The organism is Mesorhizobium sp. BR1-1-6 (assembly GCF_020165355.1).
In the GTDB taxonomy this organism is placed as follows: Bacteria; Pseudomonadota; Alphaproteobacteria; order Rhizobiales; family Rhizobiaceae; genus Mesorhizobium.
Window position 1 is genome coordinate 19,106 of record NZ_JAIUHZ010000011.1, and the last position, 21,883, is coordinate 40,988.

Below are 21,883 nucleotides of genomic sequence, written 5' to 3' on the forward strand. Positions count from 1 at the left end.
GCGTTTGTCGTGCTTCGGCGTGCTGCGGAGATCAGCACGCGATCATCGGCGTCATCAGTGCGAATTCAACGCGCGTCGCGCTTTGCCTGCGCCACCTTGGCCGCTTTGCGTTGTCGGCCGAGCTCAGCCGGCCGAACCAGATTCGGCGTCCTCTGGTTTGCCACCGCTCGCATGCCCTTGTGCGCAGTGCGCGCGTTGAACGCTGGACCATCCGTCGGCGCTTTCTGCTTCAGGGCCAGCGCCTTGCGCGCGCTGTCGACCAATGAGACGCGCGCCGTCAACTGGCGGCGCCGTTCGGCCTCGCCATTCAACCGCCGCATGGCCGTCGCCAGCATCGCAAGCTTCAACTGAGAGCCGCCATCGGCCTTTGAAGCGACAGCCCCTTTCGGTGTGCCCTTGCCCCGGATTTCGCGCCGGCGTCGATGCGCCTCGGTCTGCGCCTTGTCGCGCCGCTCCCGAAGGCGTTTGACGAGGCCGGACAGATCGGCGTCAGAAAGGTCCTGGACCGCCGGATGGTGCGATTTTTCCACCAGCTCGTGTTCGTCGGCACTCAGCGCGCGCGCTTCTTCCTTGCGTGAAATCGCCATGACACCACTCCTCCGCTTGGGTTGCCCGTCTTCTGGGCCTTCAGCACACGGAGTCTCGGCCCGATTGGAGGTGGGGTCAAGACGAGCCGATGACGGCGTCTACTCGGCAGCCGGCAGGATCTTGCCCGGGTTCATGATATCGAGCGGATCGAGCGCCTGCTTGATCGTGCGCATGATGTCGACGCCGTGGCCGAGCTCATGGCGCAGGAAGCCAATCTTGCCTTGGCCGATGCCGTGCTCGCCGGTGCAGGTGCCCTCCATGGCGATGGCCCGCATGTTGAGCCGCGCCACGAACTTTTCCGACAGCGCGATTTCCTTCGGGTCGTTCACGTCCATCAGCACCAGGACGTGGAAATTGCCGTCGCCGGCATGGCCGACGATCGGCGCGACAAGCCCCATTTCGGCGATATCGGCCTCGGTTTCGGTGACGCATTCGGCAAAACGCGAGATCGGAACGCAGACGTCGGTCGACAGGCCCTTGGCGCCTGGCCGCAGCGTCAGCGACGACCAATAGGCGTCATGTCTGGCCTTCCAAAGTTTGGTGCGCTCCTCGGCGACACTGGTCCACAGGAACGGTCCGCCGCCATTCTCCTCGGCGATCATGCCGAAGGTCTCGGCCTGCTCGGCAACGCCGGCATCACTGCCATGGAATTCGACGAACAGGCACGGGCTTTCGGGATAGTCGAGCTTGGAATATGTCTTCATCGCCCGCATCTGCAGCGCGTTGACCAGTTCGATGCGCGCCACCGGAATGCCCATCTGGATCGTCGCGATGACGGCGTTGCAAGCCGCTTCGACGCTCGGAAACGGGCAGACACCACCGGAAATCGCCTGCGGAATCCCTTGCAGCCTCAAGGTCAGCGAGGTGATGATGCCGAGCGTGCCTTCCGAGCCGACCAGCAGCCGTGTCAGGTCGTAGCCGGCCGAGCTTTTTTTTGCCCGCTTGCCAGTGGTCACCGCCTCGCCATCGGCCATGACGGCCGTCAGCGACAGCACGTTCTCGCGCATCGTGCCGTAGCGCACCGCGTTGGTGCCTGAGGCCCGTGTCGCAGCCATGCCGCCCAGCGAGGCATTGGCGCCGGGATCGATTGGAAAAAACAGGCCGGTGTCGCGCAGATGCCGGTTGAGATCCTCGCGAGTCACCCCGGGCTCGACCGTGCAGTCGAGATCCTGCGGATTGACCGATAGGATCCGGTTCATCCGCGAAGTGTCGACCGAGATGCCGCCGCCCGGCGCGTTGGTGTGGCCTTCGAGCGACGAGCCGACGCCGAAGGCGATCACCGGCACGCGGTGCGCGGCGCAGGCGCGCACGATCTCCTGTACCTCGGCGGTCGTTTCCGGGAAGACGACGCCGTCCGGTGCCTGCGTCGGGATGTAGGTTGTCGTATGCGCATGCTGGGAGCGAACCGCCTGGCCGGTCTGAAAGCGCTCGCCAAACCGCTGCTTGAGGATGCCGAGCACGGCGGCGATGCCTTCTTCGTTGCGCTCGACCGGATTGAGGTCGCTCAGGGCCATGAATTCCTCCGCGAATGGACCAGTGTCCATGCTTGTCATGCATTTATGGATGATGCCTAACGCAATTCCAGGAAAAGTGTGAAGCGGTTTTCCCGGGAAAAGCGCCTAGCGCTTTCCCTGGGGAATTGTATCAAAGAGGCGGTCCGACGTTTCCGTGGAACGATGAACCGCTCTTACAACCACGCTCTGTCCAGCACCAGAACAAGGAAGTTGCCATGCCGATCCCCGCCCCTTTTGTTTCTCAGCCAATGGCTATCGAGAAGGACTGGATCGATTATAACGGCCATCTCAACATGGCCTACTACAACGTCCTGTTCGACCGCTGTTCGGATGAAGCCTTCGAGGCGATGGGCATGGGGCTGGACTATGTCAAGAACCGTCGCCTCACCATCTACACCGCCGAAGTCCATGTCTGCTACGTGCAGGAACTGCATCTCGACCACAAGGTCACGGTCTCCTTCCAGCTCATCGACCATGACGAGAAGCGGCTGCGGTTCTACCAGGAAATCCGCCATGCCGACGGCTGGCTCGCCGCGACGTCCGAGCAGCTTGCACTGCATGTCGACATGTCCGGGCCCAAGGTAGCCCCCTTTCCCGCCGACGTGCTGGCCAAGATCGAAGCGATGCGCGCCGCTCACGCAGCCTTGCCGATGCCCGAACGCGCAGGCCGCTCGATCGGCATCAAACGCAAGACGGCTTGAACCCGCCCGGGGCCCGCGTTAACCTTACCGAGGTTTTAACGGGAACAAGCCGATTGGACCGTTGCGCGACTCAGCGGGCCGTTCGAAAACGATCCGCATCGAAGTAGCGACACGGGCGGCGGGGCATAGCCGATTCGGGGGACGTGCATGAAAACCGATATCAAAGTCGAGGTGGACAGGCTCGCCGCCGATCCGCGCATTACCGACTATGATTTCTGGCGCTCGCTGAAGAACGTCAACAACGAGATCTTCCACATCGCCAACAACAATGAGCCGATCCCCTTCGACATGATCCGCTGGCGCGTCATCCTTAAGCAGGCCCGCATGAAGCGCGGCCACGCCTGACGCTGCGGGTAGAGCGGCCACTTCCGTTGACGACATTCCAGGGGTTTGACCTCAACCCTGTCGCCTGATCGCCGCCAGCGGCGAGCGCGCCACCACCGGCGATGACTGGATGATGGCCGTGTTGGTCATCGCGTAGGGAATGATGCGGTCGATCACCCGTTCGAGTTCGGCCATTGAGCCGACATGCGCCAGCGCGATGAAACAGTCCTCGCCGGTTACCCGGTCGCATTGCGCGATCTCGGGCAGGTCGCGGATGATCTCGGCCACGACGGCGAGCTGCCCCGGCACCGGCCGGATGCGCAGCCATGCCGACAGGTTCAGGCCAAGCGCCGCCGGATTGATCCGCACGCAATAGGCTTCGATGACGCCGCTCTCCTGAAGCTGCTTGATGCGCTCGGACACGCTCGGCGCCGACAGGCCGACGGCGCGCGCCAGCTCGGCCGTGCTGGCGCGCGCATCTTTTTCCAGCAGGCGCAGTATCTTCAGATCGACCGCGTCGAGGTCGAGATTTTCGTTTCGAAGGCGCTTCATCAAAAACTCCTTGCATCCGGAAAGCGACCGAGGTCCCTGAACGACCACTGCCCATATCAGACGGAAAAAATACCTGCGATACTGATCCGATGAACGATCGGACGCAAGTCCAAACCTCGCCCACAGGTGCGGCCTTTACCAGCCTGCCGACATCGCTGCCGCCGCATGTCTGGTTCTGCGTCAGCGCCGTGTTCCACTATCTCGGCCCTGCCTTCGCCGTGCTTTTGTTTGCGCAGATCAGCGTGCTTGGCATGGCCTGGCTGCGCATCGCCACCGCCGCGTTGATCTTCGCGCCGCTGACGCGTCCGTGGCGAACCTTCGCCCAGGCCGATCGGTCGACACGGCTGCTGCTGCTCGCCTTCGGCGTCTGTCTGGCAGTGATGAACTGCTCCTTCTATCTGGCGCTCGACCGCCTGCCGATTTCGCTGGTGGCCGCGATCGAATTCGTCGGCACCATCGGCGTCGCGCTGGTCGGTCTCCGAAGCGCGCGCAATCTCGCTGCCCTTGCCGTCGCCGTGGCCGGCACCTTGCTGCTGATCGACGTCAAATGGTCCAGCGATCCTATCGGCCTGTTCTGGGCCTTCCTCAACGGCGCGCTGTTTGTGGGCTATATCGTGCTTGGCCACCGCGTCGCCGCTTCAGGCGCCGGCGGCGGCATTGCCGGGCTCGGCGCCGCGATGGCCGTGGCCTTCCTGGTCGTGCTGCCGATCGGCCTCACCGACGCGTTGCCCGCCTTTTTCTCCGCGCCGCTGCTGCTGGCGGCCATCGGCGTCGGCATCTGCTCCTCGGTCATCCCCTATATCTGCGACCAGCTCGCCATGACGCGGCTGCCGCGGTCGAGCTTCGCGCTGATGCTGTCGCTGCTGCCAGTCACCGCGACGCTGATCGGCATTCTCGTGCTGCGCCAGATCCCCGGCATCAGCGACTGCATCGGTATTGCGCTGGTGGTGGCCGGGGTCGCCTTGCATAGGCCTGCGAGCAGGCAGTAGATCCTGCGCTAAGCCAGTTTCTCCTTCAGGAAGGCGACGGTCCGGCCCCAGGCGAGATCAGCCGCCTTCTTGTCATAGCGCGCTGCCGAAGTGTCATTGTTGAAGGCGTGATTGGCGCCTTCATAGACATAGACCGTGTATTCGACATGCGCGGCATCGAGTTCCTTCTTGAAGGCGTCGATGCCGGCATTGGTCCGTTCGTCCAATCCGGCATAGTGCAGCAGCAGCGCCGCCTTTATCTTGGAAACGTTCGCGGCCTTCGGCTGCATGCCGTAATAGGCGACACTTGCCGCCAGATCAGGCGCGCTCACGGCGAGCATGTTGGCCGTGCCGCCGCCCCAGCAGAAACCGACGACACCGACCTTGCCGTTGCCGTCCTTGTCGGCTTTGAGGAAAGCCACCGTCGCGACGCCATTCGCGACGGTCTGCGCCGGATCCAGCTTGGTGAACATGTCGCGCGCCTTGTCCTCGTCGGCGGGCGTGCCGCCGAGCGGCGACAGGAAATCCGGAGCGAGCGCCACGAAGCCCTCCAGCGCCACGCGCCGGGCGACGTCGCGTATATGCGGGTTGAGCCCCCTGTTTTCGTGGATGACGATGACGGTGCCGAGCTTGCCCGCCTGGTCCGCCGGCTTGACAAGATAGCCCTTCATCTCGCCGCCGGCGCCGGGATAGGCGATGTCCTGGCCTTTCACGCGGGGATCGTTCTCGGCGACGATGGCCGCCTGGGCGGAGTTGGCAGCCAGCATCGGCGCGATCGCCGCGGCCGCCGCCCCGGATCCCGCAAGCCGGGTCAGTTGCTCCATGAAGCGGCGGCGATCGAGTGTCAGATGCGTGTATTCGTCATAGGCGTCGATCATCGCCTGGGTGATCCCAAGCTTTGCTGGTCTGGCGGCTGCTTTGGTCATGGCGCATTCCTCGGCTTCAGGCTTCAACACCGGAGCTAGATAGGGACGCGGCTGGCCCGGTCCAGCCTGGATGAGCGCAGCGGCAAGCATCGGCCGCAGCCAGTGAAGCCGGCAACGCCGGCGCCCGCTCCATCACTTTTTGGTCATCGCCGATAAATCCTGCCGGCACTGCCACAATGGTAAGGGAAGCTGCGTGCTACCGATGCCCGTCCCATCCCGTCCCGACCAGAAGGACACCCGCCGATGATCATGCCTATCCTCACTAGCGCGTTCGTCCTTGCCCTGGCTGCCGCTCAGGCATTACGCTTCCGGCTTGTGGACGCAGGCAGGCGGTCGATGATCGAGCTTCGCATCGGCCGGGACCACTGCACGGACCCGAAATTCCCAAATTTGAGGTGAGACCATGAACGTCCAGGATATTGTCAACACCGTCTCGCAAAAGGCGGGCCTCGACCAGGCAACGACCGAGAAAGTCGTCGGCACCATCTTCTCGGTGCTGGAGCACGAGGCGGAAGGCACCAACGTCTCGGGTTTCTTCGCCAAGATTCCCGGCGCCGACGATCTCGCCCGCCAATACGACGTCATGGCCGCCGGCGCGGCCGGCGGTGGCGGCCTGCTGTCCTCGTTGCAAGGCGCGCTGGGCGGTGTTCTCGGCGAAAAGGCCGGCGCACTGATCAACGGCGTCGCCGCGCTCAAGGCCTCCGGCCTCGACATGGCGCAGATCAGGCAGGCTGGCGCCACGCTGATCCAACAGGCCGAAGCCGCCGCCGGGCCGGACCTCACCAATGAAGTGCTCGGCTCGGTGCCAAGCCTGAAGAGCCATCTCGGAATCAGCTAGGGCGCGATCCTGCGGGACCGAACCCGTTCCTTACTTCGGCAGTGCGTATGCCATTACATAATCGCCGGGCTTGGTGCCGACCGAGCCATGGCCGCCGGCGACGATGACCACGAACTGGCGCCCGTCAGCCACCGTATAGGTCATCGGCGTCGATTGCCCGCCGGCTGGCAGGCGCGCCTGCCAGAGCTGCCTGCCTGAGGTCAGGTCGTAGGCGCGCAGGTAGTCGTCGACCGCGGCGCCGAGGAAAGCCACCCCGCCGGCGGTGATCATCGGCCCGCCAATGCCGGGCACGCCGACCTTCAGCGGCAAAGGCAGCGGCGTCATGTCGTAGACCGTGCCGTTCCTGTGCTTGTAAACGATCTGTCCGGTCCTGAGGTCGGCTCCGGCGACATAGCCCCATGGCGGCGCCTGGCACGGAATGCCGAGCGGCGACAGGAACGGTCCCATCACCACCGCATAAGGAGCGCCGTCATTTCGGTTCAGCCCCTGCTCGCTGCCCTTGGCGTCGCCTGGTGGCGGCACGTCCGCGCGGGGCACAAGCCTGGAGGTGAAGGCGAGATAGGTCGGCATGCCGAACAGCACCTGCCGGACCGGATCGACCGCCACGCCGCCCCAGTTGAAGACGCCGAAATTGCCGGGATAGACCAGCGTGCCCTGCAGCGATGGCGGCGTGTAGCGGCCCTCGTAGCGCAGCCTGTGCAACGCAATCCGGCACGCCAGCTGGTCGAACATGGTGATGCCCCACATGTCGGCATCGGTCAGCGGCGGCGGATTGAAGGAAAGGTCCGACACCGGCTGCGTGGGCGATGTGTGGTCGCCTTCGATGGCGCCGCCGGGCGCCGGCACTTCCTTGACCGGGATGACCGGCTCGCCGGTGCGCCGGTCGAGCACGTAGAGGTAGCCCTGCTTGGTCGGCCCCACCAGCGCCGGCACGACCGTGCCGTCGGCCTTGGTGATGTCGACAAGGCTCGGCTGCGCCGGCACGTCCATGTCCCACAGGTCATGGTGCACGGTCTGGCGCACCCATTTCAATTGCCCCGTATTGAGGTCGAGCGCGGTGATCGAGGAGGAGAATTTCTCGACGTTGGCGCTGCGGCCGGCGCCGAGCTGGTCCGGCGTCTGGTTGCCGAGCGGTATGTAGAGCAGGCCGAGCTTTTCGTCGGCACTCGGCGTCGACCACATGTTGGGCGAATTGGCGGTGTAGGTCTGGCCTGCCGCCAGCGGCGTGGTCTGGTCGGGATTGCCGGAATCCCAGTTCCAGATCAGCGCGCCCGTGGAGGCATCGAAGGCGCGGATGACGCCGGACGGCTCCTGCGTGGAATAATTGTCGTTGACCGCGCCGCCGACGATGATCTTGCCGCCCGATATCAGCGGCGCCGAGGTCGAATAGTAATAGCCGGACTTGGGATAAGGCATGCCGGTCAGAAGGTTCAGCGTGCCGCCTTCGGCAAAGGACGGACAGACCTGACCGTTGGCGGCGTCGAGCGCGATCAGCCGCGCGTCCGAAGTCGGCAGGTAGACACGCGCGGCGCAAGGCTGCCCGGCACCGATCTTGGCGTCGGCGTAGTAGGAGACGCCGCGGCAGGTCTGGTGCTGGCGGTCCTTGTCGAGCTTGACCTGGGGATCGTAGCGCCACTTCTCCTTGCCCGTGGCGGCGTCGATGGCGATGGCGAAATTGTGCGGCGTGCAGATGTAGAGCGTATCGGCGATCTTCAGCGGCGTCACCTGATAGGTGGTCTCGCCGACATCGTCGGGACCTTTCACGTCGCCGGTGCGATAAGTCCAGGCCGGCTGCAGGTTGGCGACGTTCTCCGGCGTGATCTGGTCGAGCGGCGAATAGCGCTGGCCATAGGGCGTACGGCCGTAGAAGTGCCATTCGCCGGCAGGTATGTCGCCGCCGAGATCGGCCGCCGGGGTCACCTTGTCGGTGTCGAGATTGCCGGCAATATCCTTGGGATCGGTCGTCATTGAATAGCCGGCGACCGCCAGCGACGCCAAAACGGCGAGAATGAGCGGCGCGCGGCCATCGGGACCAACAAGGCCCCGCCTCGCCCACGGCGTCAGCAGCCACAACGCGCCGAGCACGATGATGCCGCCGCGCGGCCCGAGTTCCCACCAGTCGAAGCCGATTTCCCAGACCGCCCAGGCAAGCGTGCCCAGCACGATCGCGGCGTAGAGCCAGAGCGCGGTGGATCTGCGCCGGTAGAGCAGCCATGCTGCGATGAGGAAGGCGATGCCTGATATGATGTAGTACCAGCTGCCTCCCAGTGAAGCCAACCAGATGCCGCCGGCGCCAAGCGCGAGGCCGATGAGGAAGAGGATGAGGGAGGTGATGGTGACAGCCAAGATGATACTCCTTCGACTGTTGCGCGCCTCGAGGCGGCCGTGGGCAACAGGATCCCCTCCCTGCCCTTTGCGCAGCTTTCCCTCACCCGCCCTGCCTGTCAAGCAGGCCGGAAACAATCAGGAGTGGAACAAAACGTAGACAGTTCTGGTCTTTCTCCACCGAATCACTACATTCGGGGGCGATGTCCGGCTTTTCCGAAGACATGCCCTTTTTCGATGAACCCGATGCGCGGCCCACCGCCCCGTCGGGCATCGCCGCGCGCGCCATGGCTGCCCGCAGCGGCCACAACAACGCGCCCGACTATCTCAAGGGGTTGAACCCCGAGCAGCGGCTGGCGGTGGAAACCACCGAAGGTCCCGTTCTGGTGCTGGCCGGCGCCGGCACCGGCAAGACGCGCGTCTTGACCACCCGCATCGCCCACATCCTGGCGACCGGAAAAGCCTTTCCCTCGCAGATCCTGGCCGTGACCTTCACCAACAAGGCCGCGCGCGAGATGAAGCAGCGCATAGGCATCCTGATCGGCGAAGGCAATGTCGAGGGCATGCCCTGGCTCGGCACCTTCCACTCGATCGGCGTCAAGCTCTTGCGCAGGCACGCCGAGCTTGCCGGGCTGAAATCCGACTTCACCATCCTCGACACCGACGACGTCGTGCGGCTGATCAAGCAATTGATCCAGGCCGAGGGCCTTGACGACAAGCGCTGGCCGGCCAAGCAGTTCGCGCAGATGATCGACGGCTGGAAGAACAAGGGGCAAGGCCCGGCCGATATCGCCGAGGGCGATGCGCGCAGTTTCGCCAACGGCAAGGGCCGCGAGCTCTACAAGGCCTATCAGGAGCGCCTGCAGACGCTGAACGCCTGCGATTTCGGCGATCTGCTCTGCCACCCGATCCGCATCTTCCGCGCCAATCCGGACGTGCTGAAGGAGTATCACAAGCGGTTCAGATACATCCTGGTCGACGAGTACCAGGACACCAACACCGCGCAATACATGTGGCTGCGGCTCCTGGCGCAGCGGCCAAATAGCGGGCGTAGCGCGACGTCTACGGATTTGCATTCGGCCGAAGGCCGCAAGCCCGACCGGGCGTCCGAGCCTTTGCGAGGCCCCTCCCGCGACGCCGAAGGCGCGCAGAAAAGAGGGGGCGGGCCCGCGCCGGCAGGCGCGGAACAGCCCGTGAGCGAAAACAAAGTAAACATCTGCTGCGTCGGCGACGACGACCAGTCGATCTATGGCTGGCGCGGCGCGGAGGTCGACAACATCCTGCGCTTCGACAAGGATTTTCCCGGCGCCACCATCATCCGGCTGGAGCGCAATTATCGTTCCACCGCGCATATCCTCGGCGCCGCTTCGCACCTCATCGCCCACAATGAAGGCCGCTTCGGCAAGACGCTGTTCACCGATCGCGACGATCCCGAGGACGGCAAGGTCAACGTCCACGCCGCCTGGGATTCCGAGGAGGAAGCACGCGCTGTCGGCGAGACCATCGAGGCTTATCAGCGCCAGAAGCACAATCTCAACGACATGGCGATCCTGGTGCGGGCGTCCTTCCAGATGCGCGAGTTCGAGGACCGCTTCGTCACGCTCGGTCTCAACTACCGCGTCATTGGCGGCCCGCGCTTCTATGAGCGCATGGAGATCCGCGACGCGCTTGCCTTCTTCCGCGTCGTCGCGCAAGGCGCCGACGATCTCGCCTTCGAGCGCATCGTCAATGTGCCCAAGCGCGGCCTCGGCGAAACCACCATCCGCCAGATCCACGACACGGCCCGCGCGCTGCGCGTACCGATGCTGGAAGCCGCCGCCAAGCTCGCCGAGAGCGATGAATTGAAGCCCAAACCGCGCGCCGCATTGCGCGAGGTCGCGGCCAATTTCGAACGCTGGCAGAAGGCGCTGGAAACCACGCCGCACACCGAACTGGCCGAGACCATCCTGGAAGAGAGCGGCTACACCGACATGTGGAAGAACGACCGTTCGGTCGAAGCGCCCGGCCGGCTGGAGAACCTCAAGGAGCTGATCCGCTCCATGGAGGAGTATGAATCGCTGCGCTCCTTCCTCGAACATGTCGCTCTGGTCATGGACGCCGAGCAGAACGCCGAACTCGACGCCGTCAACATCATGACGCTGCATTCGGCCAAAGGCCTCGAATTCGAGACCGTTTTTCTCCCGGGCTGGGAGGAAGGCCTGTTCCCGCACCAGCGCGCGCTGGACGAAGGCGGCCGTTCCGGCCTGGAGGAGGAGCGCCGGCTGGCCTATGTCGGCGTGACCCGTGCCAAGAAGAACCTGCACATCTGGTTCGTCTCCAACCGCCGCATCCACGGCCTGTGGCAATCGACGATTCCCTCCCGCTTCCTCGATGAACTGCCTGAAACCCATGTCGAAGTCGCCGAAAGCGGCAACTCCTATGGCGGCTACGGCAATTCCTATGGCGGCGGCTCGTTCGCTTCCGGCCGGGGCGGCCGCCAGAACCCCTATGGCGCCTCGCGCTTCGACAATGTCGGCGCCGAAAAATCCGGCGCCTTCTCCAACAGCTACGCCACGCCGGGCTGGCAGCGGGCGCAGCAGAACCGCACCGAAGCGACCGATCGCAACTGGGGCTCGCGCTCCGGCCACCAGATCGAGCGCATCGGCTATGGCGAGACCGACAGCGGCTACGGCGCCGGCCGCACGAGCATCAAGGGCCGCACCATCGACGGCGAACTGGTCGCCAAATCCGTCGCCGACACGCCGTCCCCCTTCAACGTCGGCGACCGCGTCTTCCATCAGAAATTCGGCAACGGCAACATCGCGGCCATCGAGGGCAACAAGCTGACCATCGACTTCGACAAGGCCGGCCAGAAACGCGTGCTGGATGGGTTTGTCGCGGCTGTGTGAGAAAAAATGGACACTGGCTCGGGTAAGGAGCTGGTCAAAATCCTGAGGTTTTCTTGTGAAAATCGAAGTAGATTTTGACCCTATTATATTTGCGATTTCACAGCCAAAATTGATTGGAATGAATTCCAATAGCGTGGACGTCCGAAGTGAACGGAACTTTCGGTAGTCACCCGGGCCGGACCGCTCAATCCACCTTCTTCTCGCCCGCCTCGCCGGCCTTGACGATATCTCCCGTCGTAAACAGGATTTCCTTCAGTTCCGCGCGCCAGTCCTGCTTCCGACGCAGCAGGAATTCGAGGTCCATGCCGAAATGCTTGAACTCCTCGCCTTGCGCGTTCTTCATGATGGCGCGGGCCTGCGGGTCCTTCTCCACCGACATGCGCTGTTCATACCAGGAGATCGCTTCCGCTTCCTCGATCAGCGAGGTGATCATGCGGGCGAAGGTTCGCACCTCCTGCGACAATTCTTCGGGCGGTTCGTGGTACTGGTCGAAACCCATGTGGTCGTCCTCCCTCAATGGCTCGCAATGCGAGCAGGCACCGGCCGTGCCATGAATGCATGAGAGGTGCAGCAGGTTCCGGATCGCACCCACAATTCAGGACGATGAGAGGAACAGGCTATCTCACGACACCGGCGCCGCCCCGCCCTGTTCGGTGCGACGCGCGATGAAATCATCGAGCACAGCCGACGTGGCAATGGCCGTCGCCGGCGGCTCGAAATCGGCGAGGATGCGCTTCCAGATACCGGTGGCGCGTTCGGTTGCGGTCTTGGAACCGGCCTGCGTCCAGTTGCCGAAATTCGACCAGTCGGCCACCAGCGGCTCGTAGAAAGCGGTGCGGTAGCGCGCCATGGTGTGACCTGCCGAGAAGAAATGGCCGCCGGGCTGCACTTCGGCGATCGCCTCGAAGCCGATGGCATCGTCGTCGCCGGGCGTGGCGGCGCACAGTTCAGCCACCGTCTGCAACGCCTCGATGTCGGTGACCAGCTTTTCGAAGGAAACGCTCAGCCCCCCCTCCAGCCAGCCGGCGGCATGGATGCACACGGTGGCGCCTGCCAGTACCGAGCCCCACAGCGCAAACTGCGTCTCATGCGCCGCCTGCGCATCGGAGATGTTGGCCGCGCTGCCGCCGCCCGAACGCCACGGCAGGCCGGTGAAGCGCGCCAGTTGGCCGGCTCCGAGCGTCGCCTTGATATGCTCCGGCGTGCCGAAGGCCGGCGCGCCCGATTTCATGTCGACATTGGAGGAGAAGGAGCCGTAGACGACAGGAGCGCCCGGCCGCACGATCTGCGCCAGCGTCAACCCGGCCAGCGCCTCGGCATGCTGCAGCGTCAGCGCGCCGGCCACCGTGATCGGGGCCATCGCACCCGCCAGGCAGAAGGGCGTGATGATCAGGACCTGGCCCGCCCTGGCGAAGTCGATGATGCCTTGCGCCATCGGGATGTCGAGCTGGCGCGGCGAATTGGTGTTGATGACGGTGTAGCAATGGGCGCCCGAGCGGAACTCGTCCTCGGACAGCCCGCGCGCCAACCTGATCATGTCGAAACTATCGTCGACCTGCGGGGTGCCGCGCGCGAAGATGAAGGGAAGCTTGTCCGACAGGGTCAGTTGCGCCCGGAATCGTAGAGGCCGCCAAGCACGCCGGTGACGTCGACGATCGGGCAGATTGCCTTGATCTCGTCAGGCGTCACCAGCCGGGCGGTCTCGATGTCGACCGACTGGAATACCGCCCAGGCCGATTTCAGCCACTCCCAGCGCGCCGGATCGCTGGCTATGTTGACGCCGCCAGTCATGTGCAGCCCGACGTCCTGGCCGGATTCGGCCTCGATCTCGCGGTAAAGGTTGATGGTGTAATCCTGCAGCGCGGCGACATTGGGGTCGGCATTGAGCGCGTGGAACCCCGCCGCCGCATGCCAAGTCGACCCCGCCGTCAGTTCGGCGCGCTCGATCAGCGCCACATCCGACCAGCCGAACCGCGCCAGGTGATAGAGCACCGAAGCGCCCACCACTCCTCCCCCGATGACGACTGCGCGGTAGTGAGACTTCAAGGCTTCCCTCCTCCACGGACTGTTCGAAACCGGAACCATATACGTACTGTACATGAGTGTCTAGTACTACGAACAGCTCCTGGACGCTGTCGAACCTGTGTCGGAACGATCGATTTTTTGGCGCGGCCGCACTTCCCCAGCAGCGTCGCGGCGGGCCGACGCGAATGCGTCACCAACTGTCATGCAAGCATCATGTTCGCGCCTTAGACCGCTTGCCGAGGGCACAAGCGGCCCTCCAGGGCGGCAGCCTCGCCGCCGCCAGGCAACCTCAGAATTCCGCCGTCCCGGCGCTTTGTTATCAAGGGGATATCCATGACGCATCTACGCTCATTCTCGTTGCGGCTGCTGGTCGCCGCGCTGGCGGCCTCGGCCGTTTCGCTGCCCGCCTTCGCCGACAGCTCGGCCAGCGTCGGCGGCGCCAGTTTCGTCAACAAGGGGCTGGTGGGGGTTGGCCGCATCCCGGCCGGCCAGCGCGACAGGTTCGGCGAGACCTTCGGCTCCGGCTCCGGCATGTCGATCGACACCGCGGGCTGGACGCATGATGCCGGCACCTACAGAGGCTCGCTGTGGCTGCTGCCCGACCGCGGTTATAACGTCGTCGGTACCACCGACTACCGGCCGCGCCTCAACACGATCAACATCGAGTTCGCCCCGGTGGCGCCAGGTGCCGCGCCCGCGGCCGGCCAGGAGCAGACCGGCGTCAAGGCGACGCTCGCCGACACCATGCTCCTGACCGACGACAAGGGCGCCGACGCCAGCGGTCTCGACCCGCTGAACGGCGTGCGTCCCGCCGCCGGCGACATGCCTGTCCTGCCGCAGGCCGACAATGGCAAGCTCGCGCTCGACAACGAGGCGATCGTGCGGCTGCCCGACGGCACCATGCTCGTCTCCGACGAATACGGTCCCGACATCTACCGCTTCTCCGCCGACGGCCGTCTGATGTCGGCGACCCAGCCTCCGGCCGCGCTCGTGCCGATGCGCCACGGCACGGCCAACTTTGCTTCCGACAATCCGGGCCCAGGTGCTGCCGAACCCGACCCAAAGGATCCCGAAACCGGCCGCCAGAACAATCAGGGCCTCGAAGGCATGGCAATGACGCCGGACGGCAAGTTCGTGATCGCGGTTTTGCAGTCGGCGACCCGGCAGGACGGCGGCGATTCGGCCTCGACGCGCCAGAACACCAGGGCGCTGGTCTATGACGCCTCCGATCTTGCCCATCTCAAGCTGGCACATGAATATGTCGTGCCGCTGCCGGTGTTCAAGGACGCCAAGGGCAAGACCAAGGTGGCTGCGCAAAGCGAGATCGTGGCGCTGTCGGACACGGCTTTCCTGATGCTGGCGCGCGACAGCGGCAATGGCCAGGGCCTGAAGGGCGAAGAGTCGCTGTATCGCAAGATCGACATTGTCGACCTTTCCGGCGCGACCGACATCGCCGGCGGTCCCTTCGATGCCGCCGACAAGCCGGTGGCGCCCAAGGGCGTGCTCGATCCGTCGGGGACGCCGGCAAGGCTGACGCCGTTCATCGACATCAACGACAAGGCCGAGCTTGCCCGCTTCGGCCTGCACAATGGCGCGCCCAATGACAAGGACAACCTCTCGGAAAAGTGGGAAGCGATGTCGCTGGCGAGCGTGCTCGATCCGAAGCTGCCCGACGACTATTTCCTGTTCGTCGCCAACGACAACGATTTCCTCGCCCAGGACGGTTTCCAGGTCGGCGCGCCCTACAAGGCCGAGGACGGCGCCGATGTCGACACCATGTTCCTTGTCTTTCAGGTCACGCTTCCCGGCCTCGCCAGGAAGTAAGCATCTTGCCGGAGGCGCCAGGCGGGCCTCCGGCCCGACAAGCATGATCGGATGCACGACGGCGTGCCTTACCCGCCATCGCTCCTTTCTCCAGGGTGCATCCCGGTCGGGCCTGCGGTATCCTGCGTGCCGGACTCAAAAGAACCAGCTTTGCCGGATTGCCGCCATGGATGAAAAGATGCCCGCGCGCCGGCGCACCGGTGACCTGACCAGCGGCCCCATTCCGCGCACGCTCCTGCTGTTCGCCCTGCCGGTGCTCGGCTCCAACGTGCTGCAATCGCTCAACGGCTCGGTCAACGCCGTCTGGGTCGGCCGCTTCCTCGGCGAATCCGCGCTCACCGCCACCTCCAATGCCAATCTGGTGCTGTTCCTCATCCTCGGCACGGTGTTCGGCATCGGCATGGCGGCCACCATACTGGTGGCGCAATCGGTCGGCGCCCGCGACCTACTCGAGGCGCGCCGCATCGTCGGCACCAGCGCCACCTTCTTCTTCTTCGTCTCGGTGCTGTTCGCCGTCTGCGGCTGGATCTGGGTAGACGCCATTCTGGGCGCGCTCGGCACACCGCCCGACGCCTTGCCGCTGGCGCGCTCCTATTTGCGCATCATCTTCGTCGCCGTGCCGATGATGAACCTTCTGTCCTTTGTCATGACGGTGCTGCGCGGCGCCGGCGATTCGCGCACGCCGTTCTTTTTTATGGCGCTCGCCGTCGTGCTCGACATCATCTTGAACCCGCTGCTCATCCGCGGCATCGGGCCGTTCCCCGAGCTCGGCATCGCCGGCTCGGCAACCTCGACGCTTGTGGGCCAGACGGTGAGCGTTATCGCTATCCTGATCGTGCTCTATGTCCGCAAGCACCCGCTGCGTCTGGCCGGCGCCAATCTGGCGCTTCTGCGGCCGGACCCCGCCTTGCTGCGCGTCGTCGTCTTCAAGGGCGTTCCGATGGGTTTGCAGATGATCGTGATTTCGGCCGCGGCCCTGACGGTGATGGGCATCGTCAATTCCTACGGTTCGCAGGTGGCCGCCGCCTACGGCATCGCCGCGCAGTTATGGACCTACATCCAGATGCCCGCGCTCGCCATCGGCGCGGCCGTGTCCTCGATGGCGGCGCAGAACGTCGGCGCCGGCCGCTGGGACCGCATCAGCCGCATCGCAGCGTCAGGCGTCGGCTTCAACCTGGTGCTGACCGGTGCTCTCGTGGCACTTCTATGGGTCTTCGATCGCTCGATCCTCAGCCTGTTCCTGAGCCGCGACAGCGCGGCGATAGACATCGCCGCTCACATCAACAACGTCGCGTCCTGGTCGTTCATCCTGTTCGGCGTCACCATCGTGCTGTTCGCCACCGTGCGCGCCACGGGCGCCGTGATGCCGCCGCTGGTCATCCTGGTGATCTCGGTGCTGGTCGTGCGCACCGGCTTTGCCTATTTCATGCGGGATGTGATCGGCGAGGAAGCGCTGTGGTGGAGTTTCCCGGCCGGCTCGATCACCTCCCTGCTGCTGGCCGCGGCCTACTACCGTCTCGGCGGCTGGCGCACCCTGCACATGATCGAGAACCGGCCGGCCGCCGGCGAGCCGCCCGACACCGGGCTCGGCGTGCCGCGCCAGCGCGCGCATTTTTCCCCAGAGACGCCGAACGGCTGAAGCTGGCCGCTCTCAAGGCCTGTTTTTCAACCCAAAGCCCAGCGCGACCAGCGCAAACACGATGATCATGCCGGCGAACGCCAGGCTGGCCGCGATGGGGCTGGCATAGGTCGAGATGATGCCAATACCGATGACGGGCAAGGCATTGCCGATAAAGCAGCAAATGAAGAAGCTGGATACCACTTCGGCGCGGCGATCCTCCGGTGCGATCTCGTTCACCACCTGCAGGCTACCACGATAGCCGAGTGCGGCCGTCACGCCGCAGCAGGCGGTGGCGGCGATCATCAGCGCCATCGACGCCAGCATCTGCGCCGCCACCACCATGAGGATGCTGGGAATCATCAACGCCAGCGCGGTCAGCATGGCCTTGCCGCTCCGCATTTGCTTCAGCGCTACGATGCTGAGCGCGGTGACGATCGCCAATTCGAAGAACAGCGCACCGGCGACAGCATGGTTCGTCTCATGCAGTTGCTGCGCCAGGATGCTTGGCGCCACCGCGGCATAGAAGCCGACCAGCGCCATGGCGCCGAAACCGGTCACCGCCGGCGCGACGAAGCGCGCGCGGATTTCATCCGGCACGGCAAAGTGCGGCCGCATGGAAATCTGCCCGAGGCCGCCAGGCTCCGCCACCGTTTCGCGTGTACGCCAGACCAGGATGGAGACGATCACAAGCGCCGCCAGATAAACGATGAAGACCAGGCGCAAGGGCCACGGTTCATACTGCGCCAACAGTCCCGAGACGAGTGCGCCGAAACCGAGGCCCAGGAAATTGGTGCTGGTGGCAATGACGCTGGCGCGCGCCTTGTCAGCGCCGGGGAGAAGCTCGGCGATCCATGCCGTTCCGGTCCCCGCGCCGACACCGATGCCAAGCCCGCTCAGGACGCGCGCCACATCGAGCAGAACGACATTGTTGGCGAACAGAAAGACAAGCGCGCTGGCGACGGCGACGATCATGGCCGCGAGAGCGGCAGGCCGGCGCCCAACGACATCCGACGCGCCGCCCAACATCAGCAGGGCGCCGAGATTGCCGACGACATAGACCGCGTAGACCAGCGTCAGCGTGATCTGTGAAAAGCCGAATTGCTGCTTGTAGATGATGTACAGCGGCGTCAGCACCGTGCTGCCGGCAAACAGAACGGCGATCATTGTGGCGACCACCGGGATTGCGAGAGCCTCGCCGCCTGCTTCGTTGCGCGTATGCGCCAAGTCACGAATGGCCATGGCCAAACCTCTTCATCAGTTTCAGGGATCGCGACCTTAACGCGCCCTTACTCCCGACGTTCCGGCCGGCCGGCGGGCTCCTGACAGCATGACGGACGTTGTCTGGACCGGGAAACCCGTTGGCTGAACAGGCTCGTGTCGGAGCCGATGGTTCCGATCCGTCACGACATCCTGTCGTGTGACCCCGCTGCAATCCGTTATTTGCAGGAGAAACCTGGTGCGATCTTGCACTTCCCGGGACGCGGTTTGTGCGGTGGGCGATGGTGCGGAGGACGGTGCGGCCGATGCTGCCAGTGCGGCGGACCATGCGGCGGGCGCACGATGATCACCGGCGGGCGAACGACATGGGCCCGCGAGAGATAGCCGGAACTGGCCCAGCCGCTGAAGCCGCCGCCATGGATTCTGCACCAACCCGGTTGGCAGCCGGTGACGTTCACCCTGTAGCCGGCTGGCAGCGTCCCCACCTTGGCATATCCCGACCCGGGCCCGGAGCGCACGTTGAGGTTGGTGGTGGTGTGGGCGCTGTAGGCGAACGCGGCGGCCGACGTGCCGAGGATGGCGGCCAGAATGGTCGCGAGGCAGAGCAGAAATCGAAATCTCATCCGTCACTCCATTCGATCGCTCGGCCGTATGTGGTTCAGCCGAGCCTGTCTTCGATGGAGGACTGTGGCAAGAAAAGTCAACAATTTGCCACAGCAAACCATTGCCGCGAGCCGGCCTGGCGGGAGAGTTTCCCCTGATATAGTTGAGAAATTCCCCGGATGGCGTTTATCGGCCTGACAACATCAGCTAACGATTTACCATCTTCAACGATCGACACCGGACATAGGGCGCAAATCATGGGCAAAGGCAGGGTCGAGGCATTCACCGACGGCGTCGTGGCCATCATCATCACCATCATGGTGCTTGAACTGAAGGTGCCGCATGGCGAGGATCTCTCGGCCTTGCTGCCGCTATGGCCGATCTTCTTCAGCTACGTGCTGTCCTTCATCAACGTCGGCCTTTACTGGAACAATTTGCACAATATGTTCCACACCGTGCAGCGGGTCGACGGCCGCGTGTTGTGGGCGAACCTCAATCTCCTGTTCTGGCTGTCGCTGATGCCGGTGACGACGGCCTTCATGGGCGAAAACCATTTCGCGCCGGTGCCGGTCGCCGTCTACGGCGCCGATCTTGCGCTGTGCGCCATCGCCTACTTCATTCTCGTCGTGACGCTTCACCGATTGCACGGCAACGATACGGCCTTTGCCAAAGCGATCGGCAACGACCGCAAGGGCAAGATCTCGCTTGTCGCCTATCTCTGCGCCATCCCGCTGACCTTCATTAGCCAGTGGATCGGCGTCGCGATCTATGTACTGGTTGCCCTGGTCTGGCTTGTGCCGGACCGGCGTTTCGCACGCGTGATCGAAAAATAGGGATCTATTCGCGCATCGCTTTCAGCTTCTCGGCCACCGACGCGGCAAGATCGGCGTAGCGCTCTTCCAGCCGTTCCGCCGCCTTGATGACCGCAAAGTCATGGCCGAACTTTTCCAGCGCCATGCGCAGCTTCTCGACGAAATCCGCCTGTTTTTCCAAGGCGGAAAACAGCGTCTTCACCTGTGCTTCGTTGATCTCGGGGTTTGCCAGCATCTGCGGCACTTCGCGGCTCATCTGATCGCCAATGGTGGTCTGCTGCTTCAGGATTTCGATCCAGTCCATCAATCGGGAAATCTCCTTTTTGCGAGGCACCATGCGCAGTCTCGGCTGGACCGGTCAACCCGCCCCAGCAGGCTGCTGAAGCGCAGCCAGGCGCGTGGAGGCTTGCGCCAGCCCGCTCCGGCGCTAAGTTCGGCGCCATCGCAAGAAGGAATCCGCCGCCCATGCTGACCGACGCAGAACTCCAGACCGCTTTGCCCGCGCTTGGTTCGGGCAATGCCGCCGTCATTACCGGTGCTGCCAGCGGCATTGGTCTTGCGGCCGCGAAGCGGCTGGCTCTCATGGGCATGAAGATCGTGCTCGCCGATATCGCCGGCCCGCGTCTTGAGGATGCGGCCCGTGTTGTTTCCGCGATCGCCGGCGACGATGCCGTGCTGGCCGTCGCCGCCGACGTTTCGAAGGCACAAGACGTGGATCGTCTCGCCGAAAGAGCCTTTGGCGCCTTCGGCAATGTGTCGCTGCTGATGAACAATGCTGGTGTCGGCAACAACCCGGGCAAGCCGTGGGAGAACCGCGACGCTTGGAAGCAGCTGCTGGACATCAATTTCTGGGGTGTCGTGCATGGCGTCGAAGCCTTCGTGCCCCGCATGCTGGGAGCCCGCCAGCCGGGTCTGATCGTCAACACCGGCTCCAAGCAAGGCATCACCACGCCGCCTGGAAACCTTGCCTACAACGTCTCCAAGGCCGGCGTGAAGACCTTTACCGAGGGACTGGCGCATGCCCTGCGCAACGAACCGGGTGCCCATCTGTCGGCGCATCTGCTGATCCCGGGCTTCACCTATACCGGCCTGACCGAGGGTGCGACCGAGAAGCCGGCCGGCGCCTGGACCGGCGAACAGGTCATTGATTTCATGCTGGAATCCCTGACAAAGCGCGACTTCTACATCCTGTGCCCTGACAACGAGGTGACGCGTCCGCTGGATGAGAAACGCATGGCCTGGGCGATCGGCGACATCATCGAAAACCGCCCTGCTCTGTCGCGCTGGCACCCCGACCACAAGGATGCCTTCGCGGCATTCATGAAGCAATGAGCATGTCCGAAAAATGAGAGCCGGTGTTCGGATCGGGTCGCATTCGAGCAACGACGGAACCCTTGGGGGTTAACCGGTTTCAGCCGGTGCTTCGAGCCACCTGCTTTTTCGGTTTGCTCTTTGACGCCACGGCTTTCTTGGCAGCTACGGCCGCGATTTTCTCGTCATGCCGCTTCGCTGCCCGCTCGCATTTGGCACGGATCTCCTGGACCTCGGCTTCGGTCAGATGCTCGATACCGATGAAGGTGTTCTTGGCTTCGCTGACCCGGATCAACTCGTCCAGTTTGGCCTGGATTGCCGCGCCGTCTCGATTCTGGGTGTTTTGGATGAGAAACACCATCAGGAAGGTGATGATCGTCGTCCCGGTGTTGATCACCAGTTGCCAAGTGTCCGAGAAGGCGAAGAGTGGGCCGCTTACTGCCCAGATGATGACGATCAGGCAGCAGAGTGCGAATGTCGGCGACAGCCCCGCAAGGTGGGCTACCCGGTTGGCGATTTTGGTGAAGAGCTTCTCGATCATGGGGTCCCTCAAACAGCGCCGCGCCGTGCGGTACGCCGGAAGGAACAACCGGCGGCCATATCGGGTTCCCATCGGAAAGAAATACAACCGCCGCAATCGAATGCACGCATCAAGGGAATCGGAAGGACAACACACTTTATCGGTTTGGTGTCACAGTAACGGTGCAGGCAAAACAGGCCTGTTCCTTCCGCTTCACAGCGGTTTACCTCCAGCCCCTTCCGTTGCGCCACCCCCGCATGACGGAAGGGGTTCAGTCCGGAGCGCTCGCACAGTGGTTCCCTGAAGCGCGCCTTTGGCGCAAATG

19 protein-coding genes and 2 pseudogenes are annotated in these 21,883 nt (G+C 64.0%); 9 read left to right on the forward strand and 12 right to left on the reverse strand.

Annotated features, from left to right (window positions below; translation table 11 throughout):
• Positions 1-65: 65 nt before the first annotated feature.
• Both LB545_RS20365 and LB545_RS20370 read right to left on the reverse strand, forming a co-directional pair.
• Positions 66-587 carry a hypothetical protein gene (locus LB545_RS20365; protein WP_140495292.1) on the reverse strand — a complete coding sequence of 174 codons (522 nt, stop codon included), beginning with the start codon at positions 585-587 and terminating at the stop codon, positions 66-68.
• A gap of 99 nt (positions 588-686) precedes the next feature.
• A complete protein-coding gene (locus tag LB545_RS20370; RefSeq protein ID WP_140521185.1) occupies positions 687-2,102 on the reverse strand; it encodes an FAD-binding oxidoreductase in 1,416 nt (471 codons plus the stop codon).
• Between the two features lie 215 nt (positions 2,103-2,317).
• On the opposite strand from LB545_RS20370, the gene LB545_RS20375 reads away from it, so the two are divergent.
• Complete coding sequence (locus tag LB545_RS20375) at positions 2,318-2,803, forward strand: thioesterase family protein (protein WP_140495288.1); 486 nt, start codon at positions 2,318-2,320, stop codon at positions 2,801-2,803.
• A gap of 147 nt (positions 2,804-2,950) precedes the next feature.
• Positions 2,951-3,148 carry a hypothetical protein gene (locus tag LB545_RS20380; protein WP_140495286.1) on the forward strand — a complete coding sequence of 66 codons (198 nt, stop codon included), beginning with the start codon at positions 2,951-2,953 and terminating at the stop codon, positions 3,146-3,148.
• Positions 3,149-3,199: 51 nt separating this feature from the next.
• Here the strand turns inward: LB545_RS20380 and LB545_RS20385 are convergent, their stop codons facing one another.
• Complete coding sequence (locus LB545_RS20385; protein WP_140495284.1) at positions 3,200-3,679, reverse strand: Lrp/AsnC family transcriptional regulator; 480 nt, start codon at positions 3,677-3,679, stop codon at positions 3,200-3,202.
• 89 nt (positions 3,680-3,768) lie between these two features.
• Here LB545_RS20385 and LB545_RS20390 point away from each other — a divergent pair, with 89 nt between their 5' ends.
• The gene (locus tag LB545_RS20390) at positions 3,769-4,668 is read left to right on the forward strand and encodes an EamA family transporter (protein ID WP_224705732.1); all 900 of its coding nucleotides are present in this window, start codon (positions 3,769-3,771) and stop codon (positions 4,666-4,668) included.
• Between the two features lie 8 nt (positions 4,669-4,676).
• On the opposite strand, the gene LB545_RS20395 is transcribed toward LB545_RS20390, so the two are convergent.
• On the reverse strand, positions 4,677-5,573 hold the full coding sequence (locus LB545_RS20395; RefSeq protein WP_224705733.1) for a dienelactone hydrolase family protein: 897 nt from the start codon (positions 5,571-5,573) through the stop codon (positions 4,677-4,679).
• A 403-nt stretch (positions 5,574-5,976) separates the two neighbouring features.
• Between LB545_RS20395 and LB545_RS20400 the strand changes: the two genes are divergently transcribed.
• A complete protein-coding gene (locus LB545_RS20400; protein ID WP_140495278.1) occupies positions 5,977-6,411 on the forward strand; it encodes a hypothetical protein in 435 nt (144 codons plus the stop codon).
• Between the two features lie 30 nt (positions 6,412-6,441).
• Here the strand turns inward: LB545_RS20400 and LB545_RS20405 are convergent, their stop codons facing one another.
• Positions 6,442-8,757, reverse strand: a complete 2,316-nt coding sequence (locus LB545_RS20405; RefSeq protein WP_224705734.1) for a glucose/quinate/shikimate family membrane-bound PQQ-dependent dehydrogenase — start codon at positions 8,755-8,757, stop codon at positions 6,442-6,444.
• Positions 8,758-8,939: 182 nt separating this feature from the next.
• On the opposite strand from LB545_RS20405, the gene LB545_RS20410 reads away from it, so the two are divergent.
• Positions 8,940-11,624, forward strand: a complete 2,685-nt coding sequence (locus tag LB545_RS20410; RefSeq protein ID WP_224705735.1) for an ATP-dependent helicase — start codon at positions 8,940-8,942, stop codon at positions 11,622-11,624.
• A 184-nt stretch (positions 11,625-11,808) separates the two neighbouring features.
• Here the strand turns inward: LB545_RS20410 and LB545_RS20415 are convergent, their stop codons facing one another.
• The 3 genes and pseudogenes from LB545_RS20415 to LB545_RS20425 form a co-directional block, all read right to left on the reverse strand.
• Complete coding sequence (locus LB545_RS20415) at positions 11,809-12,123, reverse strand: hypothetical protein (RefSeq protein ID WP_140567336.1); 315 nt, start codon at positions 12,121-12,123, stop codon at positions 11,809-11,811.
• A 123-nt stretch (positions 12,124-12,246) separates the two neighbouring features.
• A pseudogene (locus LB545_RS20420) lies at positions 12,247-13,239 on the reverse strand (trimethylamine methyltransferase family protein); the annotation flags it as partial.
• Positions 13,239-13,670: pseudogene (locus LB545_RS20425) on the reverse strand (NAD(P)/FAD-dependent oxidoreductase); the annotation flags it as partial. The pseudogenes LB545_RS20425 and LB545_RS20420, both read right to left, overlap by 1 nt.
• Before the next feature lie 312 nt (positions 13,671-13,982).
• Between LB545_RS20425 and LB545_RS20430 the strand changes: the two are divergent.
• The gene (locus LB545_RS20430; protein WP_140495266.1) at positions 13,983-15,473 is read left to right on the forward strand and encodes an esterase-like activity of phytase family protein; all 1,491 of its coding nucleotides are present in this window, start codon (positions 13,983-13,985) and stop codon (positions 15,471-15,473) included.
• Between the two features lie 166 nt (positions 15,474-15,639).
• Positions 15,640-17,112, forward strand: a complete 1,473-nt coding sequence (locus LB545_RS20435; RefSeq protein ID WP_224705737.1) for an MATE family efflux transporter — start codon at positions 15,640-15,642, stop codon at positions 17,110-17,112.
• 12 nt (positions 17,113-17,124) lie between these two features.
• On the opposite strand, the gene LB545_RS20440 is transcribed toward LB545_RS20435, so the two are convergent.
• Complete coding sequence (locus LB545_RS20440; RefSeq protein WP_140675374.1) at positions 17,125-18,333, reverse strand: MFS transporter; 1,209 nt, start codon at positions 18,331-18,333, stop codon at positions 17,125-17,127.
• Between the two features lie 197 nt (positions 18,334-18,530).
• Positions 18,531-18,935, reverse strand: a complete 405-nt coding sequence (locus tag LB545_RS20445; RefSeq protein ID WP_140495260.1) for an SH3 domain-containing protein — start codon at positions 18,933-18,935, stop codon at positions 18,531-18,533.
• Positions 18,936-19,172: 237 nt separating this feature from the next.
• Between LB545_RS20445 and LB545_RS20450 the strand changes: the two genes are divergently transcribed.
• Positions 19,173-19,748, forward strand: a complete 576-nt coding sequence (locus LB545_RS20450; RefSeq protein WP_140675377.1) for a TMEM175 family protein — start codon at positions 19,173-19,175, stop codon at positions 19,746-19,748.
• Between the two features lie 4 nt (positions 19,749-19,752).
• Here LB545_RS20450 and LB545_RS20455 read toward each other — a convergent pair whose 3' ends face one another.
• On the reverse strand, positions 19,753-20,034 hold the full coding sequence (locus LB545_RS20455) for a hypothetical protein (RefSeq protein ID WP_140521198.1): 282 nt from the start codon (positions 20,032-20,034) through the stop codon (positions 19,753-19,755).
• Positions 20,035-20,192: 158 nt separating this feature from the next.
• Between LB545_RS20455 and LB545_RS20460 the strand changes: the two genes are divergently transcribed.
• Positions 20,193-21,059: an SDR family NAD(P)-dependent oxidoreductase gene (locus LB545_RS20460; protein ID WP_140516569.1), complete on the forward strand. Its 867-nt coding sequence runs from the start codon at positions 20,193-20,195 to the stop codon at positions 21,057-21,059.
• Positions 21,060-21,138: 79 nt separating this feature from the next.
• Here LB545_RS20460 and LB545_RS20465 read toward each other — a convergent pair whose 3' ends face one another.
• Complete coding sequence (locus LB545_RS20465; RefSeq protein ID WP_181165307.1) at positions 21,139-21,579, reverse strand: low affinity iron permease family protein; 441 nt, start codon at positions 21,577-21,579, stop codon at positions 21,139-21,141.
• Positions 21,580-21,883: the final 304 nt, after the last annotated feature.